The organism is Enterobacter cloacae complex sp. SYL001, assembly GCF_049237025.1.
GTDB classification, from domain to species: domain Bacteria; phylum Pseudomonadota; class Gammaproteobacteria; order Enterobacterales; family Enterobacteriaceae; genus Enterobacter; species Enterobacter intestinihominis.
Genome location: NZ_JBMKJI010000052.1, coordinates 1 through 3,992 on the forward strand (window position 1 = coordinate 1; position 3,992 = coordinate 3,992).

Here is a 3,992-nt window from a genome sequence, read left to right on the forward strand (position 1 = left end):
CAGCATCTCCTGCAGCTCACGGTAACTGATGCCGTATTTGCAGTACCAGCGTACGGCCCACAGAATGATGTCACGCTGAAAATGCCGGCCTTTGAATGGGTTCATGTACAGCTCCATCAGCAAAAGGGGATGATAAGTTTATCACCACCGACTATTTGCAACAGTGCCAATTAATTCTCCAACCTGTTTGGCGGCCATAGCATAAGCAATAGCTGAGCCAGCACCGCCTGTTCCAGCTAGATAGACTCTTTTACCTGTCACATCGAAGCCTCTTTTCAAAAGGCTCGATACGAAACCTTCACCATCGAGCATATCCCCATGTAGTTGGCCCTGAGCATTCCTCCTGATGACGTTGCATCCTCCGATTGCCATAGCAGATTCACTGGCTGAATCAATTAATGAAAGCGCATGTTGTTTGTGAGGCATCGTTATAATGGCACCACGAAAATTCTGAATACATTTCAGACCATTGACAGCGGTTTGCAGACCTACAGAGTTTATATGGAGAGGGACCATCAAAGTGTCGGGGATTTGTTTTTCAAGGATGGCGGCATTTATCATGAGTGGAGCGCTGACCTGAGCGATCGGGTCACCTATGATCGACAACAGTTGCAATTTACCACTAACAATACTGAGTTCATTCATCACTGATACCCGTATGTAAAATAAATTAACCAGACTATTTTACATAGGATTACATGAAAGACTGGTTTAATGGCAAGTAGAAATGCTGTATCAGCCACCTCAACAGGGGAAGACACATCTACATACAGTGATTGAAGGTTACGCCTTCAAATGCTCATATGTCAATAACGTAATTAGAGAATTTGTAGAAACCTACATGTCAGGCTTATTGCGAGATATAATAGATTTAAATTGTACTTTTAATACCTGATACAACGATAAATCTCCAAAATTTGGTGTAAATAATTATCTCATCTGTATTTTTTAGTGGAACATTCGTATTGTCCTGTCCCCCGTTGACTACACATTCTGAAGTGAGGGATGTCTGTTCTTAGAACGAAGCGGACAAGATGGCTGGGTTAGAGGTCCGCTGTGAGCGAAAAGCAGTCCTAATATTGCTGTACTTGTTGTGATTGAAAGACGGGTAGCCGGAAGTCGCCTTGACCCGCATGGCATAGGCCTATCGTTCCCACGATCAGCGATCGGCTCGTTGCCCTACGCCGCTCCAAAACCCGCGACGCAGCGCCGGCAGGCAGAGCAAGTAGAGGGCGGCACCTGCAATCCATGCCCACCCGTTCCACGTTGTTATAGAGGCCGCATAGATCGCCGTGAAGAGGAGGGGCCCGACGATCGAGGTCAGGCTGGTGAGCGCCGCAAGAGATCCTTGAAGCTGCCCCTGACGTTCCTCATCTACCTGCCTGGACAACACTGCTTGCAGCGCCGGCATTCCGATGCCACCCGAAGCAAGCAGGACCATAATCGGGAACGCCATCCATCCCCTTGTCGCCAAGGCAAGCAGGATGTAGCCTGCGCCGTCGGCAATCATTCCGAGCATGAGTGCCCGCCTTTCGCCGAGCCTGGTGGTTACAGGGCCGGTGATCATTGCCTGGGCGAGTGAATGTAGAATACCAAATGCGGCAAGCGAAATGCCGATCAAGCTCGTGTCCCAATGAAAGCGATCCTCGCCGAAGATGACCCAAAGCGTGGCCGGCGCCTGTCCGACGAGTTGCATGATGAAGAAGACAGCCATCAGGGCGGCGATGACGGTCATGCCCCGGACCCACCGGAACGAAGCGAGCGGGTTGAGAGCCTCCCGGCGTAATGGTCGACGTTCGCCTTTGTGCGACTCCGGCAAAAGGAAAATGCCCATCAGGAAATTGAGGCCATTCAAGGCTGCTGCGGCGAAGAACGGAGCATGGGGGGAGAAACTGCTCATCAGCCCACCGAGCACAGGTCCCGCGACCATCCCGAACCCGAAACAGGCGCTCATGAAGCCGAAGTACCGCGCGCGCTCATCCCCATCTGTGATATCGGCAATATAGGCGCCGGCTACCGCACCAGTCGCCCCGGTGATGCCGGCCACGATGCGCCCGATATAGAGAACCCAAAGGAAAGGCGCCGTCGCCATGATGGCGTAGTCGATAGCGGCGCCGGACAGCGAGACGAGCAAGACCGGCCGCCGGCCGAAACGATCCGATAGCGCACCCAGCACAGGCGCGCAGGCAAATTGCATCAACGCATACAGCGCCAGCAAAATGCCATAGTGGGCGGTGACGTCGTTCGAGTGAACCAGATCTCGCAGGAGGCCCGGCAGCACCGGCATAATCAGGCCGATGCCGACAGCGTCGAGCGCGACAGTGCACAGTATTACGATCAGGGGTCTGTTGGGTTTCACGTCTGGCCTCCGGACCAGCCTCCGCTGGCCTCCGGACCAGCCTCCGCTGGTCCGATAGAACTCACGGATCCTTTATCACTGATAAGTTGGTGGACATATTATGTTTATCAGTGATAAAGTGTCAAGCATGATAAAGTTGCAGCCTAATACAGTTATCCGTGTCGCCCTGGACCTGTTGAATGAGGTCGGCGTAGAGGCTCTGACGACACGCAAACTGGCTAAACGGTTGGGGGTTCAGCAGCCGGCGTTATACTGGCACTTCAGGAACAAACGGGCGCTGCTCGACGCACTGGCCGAAGCCATGCTGGCGGAGAATCATACGCATTCGGTGCCGAGAGTCGACGACGACTGGCGCTCATTTCTGATCGGGAATGCCCGCAGCTTCAGGCAGGCGCTGCTCGCTTATCGCGATGGCGCGCGTATCCATGCTGGCACGAGACCGGGCGCACCGCAGATGGAAGTGGTCGACGCGCAGCTTCGCTTCCTCTGCGAGGCGGGTTTTTCGGCTTGGGACGCCGTCAATGCGCTGATGACAATCAGCTACTTCACTGTTGGGGCCGTGCTTGAGGAGCAGGCCGGCGACAGCGATGCCGGTGAGCGCGGCGGCACCATTGAACAGGCTCCGTTGTTGCGGGCCGTGATAGACACCTTCGACGAAGCCGGTCCGGACGCAGTGTTCGAGCTGGGGCTCGCGGTGATTGTCGATGGATTGGCGAAAAGGAGGCTCGTTGCGAGGAACATTCAAGGGCCGAGAAAGGGTGACGATTGATCAGGACCGCTGTCGGAGCGCAACCCGCTCACTACAGCAGAGCCATATAGACAACATCCCCTCCCCCTTTCCACCGCCTCGTGCGCCTGGCGGGCAAGAGCCAGGGCGGCCGTCTTCACATTCTGCCCTGCGCAGATAAGATAGATTTAGCGTGGACTCAAGGCTCTCGCGAATGGCTCGCGTTGGAGGCTTTCATTGATACTTGTGGGGCACCGCAGGGAAATACCGGCTATGTCGTGCTGCGCATCGCAGCCTGCGCCCTTGACTTGTCTCGCCTCTCGGGACTCACCCCTTGATACTGAACAATATCGCCAGCAGCTTCAGTCCTGTCCCGATAACCACCCCGTGGTATCCACTCCGATTTCAGACTGCGGAACAGTCATTCTGCAAAGCATTATCCCAGCAGTTCCCGCTGCGGCTCATGCTGAGCATCATTCCATATTGAGCGGCCAGAATCCGGTACGGCAGGCTGCAATATTGGGTTCCCTGGTCCGAATGGAAAATTATACCTCCCGGGCAACCTCGGCCCTGCCAAGCCATTGCCAGCGCTTGTTTTTGCAAGCAGGCTGTTTGCTTCTGACGAGAACGCCCAGACCACTAATTTATCTGTATATATTCAAGTTTCATCTTGTTTCCCCATGTAAGTATCCCTGCAAAACGAACCATTCACTTTTAGAGATCCTCCGACATACTAATTATGTCCTCTGAGGAGATCTCCATGCGTAAAGTCCGATTCACCGAGCTGCAGACATTCGGCCGGCACTGTTGCAAATAGTCGGTGGTGATAAACTTATCATCCCCTTTTGCTGATGGAGCTGCACATGAACCCATTCAAAGGCCGGCATTTTCAGCGTGACATCATTC

Annotated in this window: 3 protein-coding genes and 2 pseudogenes; 1 reads left to right on the forward strand and 4 read right to left on the reverse strand. The window is 54.0% G+C overall.

Annotated features, from left to right (window positions below):
* The 3 genes and pseudogenes from ACOTZP_RS23690 to tet(A) all read right to left on the reverse strand — a co-directional run.
* Positions 1–105 (reverse strand): annotated as a pseudogene (locus tag ACOTZP_RS23690) (IS6 family transposase); the annotation flags it as partial.
* A gap of 36 nt (positions 106–141) precedes the next feature.
* Positions 142–645 (reverse strand): shikimate dehydrogenase family protein, encoded by a 504-nt coding sequence (locus ACOTZP_RS23695; RefSeq protein ID WP_013851371.1) that lies wholly within the window; start codon positions 643–645, stop codon positions 142–144.
* 514 nt (positions 646–1,159) lie between these two features.
* Complete coding sequence (gene tet(A) / locus ACOTZP_RS23700; protein WP_031942321.1) at positions 1,160–2,359, reverse strand: tetracycline efflux MFS transporter Tet(A); 1,200 nt, start codon at positions 2,357–2,359, stop codon at positions 1,160–1,162.
* A 127-nt stretch (positions 2,360–2,486) separates the two neighbouring features.
* Here tet(A) and tetR point away from each other — a divergent pair, with 127 nt between their 5' ends.
* A complete protein-coding gene (gene tetR, locus ACOTZP_RS23705; RefSeq protein ID WP_013851373.1) occupies positions 2,487–3,128 on the forward strand; it encodes a tetracycline resistance transcriptional repressor TetR in 642 nt (213 codons plus the stop codon).
* Between the two features lie 363 nt (positions 3,129–3,491).
* Here tetR and ACOTZP_RS23710 read toward each other — a convergent pair.
* Positions 3,492–3,695: pseudogene (locus tag ACOTZP_RS23710) on the reverse strand (DDE-type integrase/transposase/recombinase); the annotation flags it as partial.
* Positions 3,696–3,992: the final 297 nt, after the last annotated feature.

Excerpts from the sequence above, each read along its gene's own strand:
- ACOTZP_RS23695 (WP_013851371.1), bottom strand. The coding sequence starts at position 645 with ATGAATGAACTCAGTATTGTTAGTGGTAAATTGCAACTGTTGTCGATC.
- tetR (WP_013851373.1), top strand. The coding sequence starts at position 2,487 with ATGATAAAGTTGCAGCCTAATACAGTTATCCGTGTCGCCCTGGACCTG.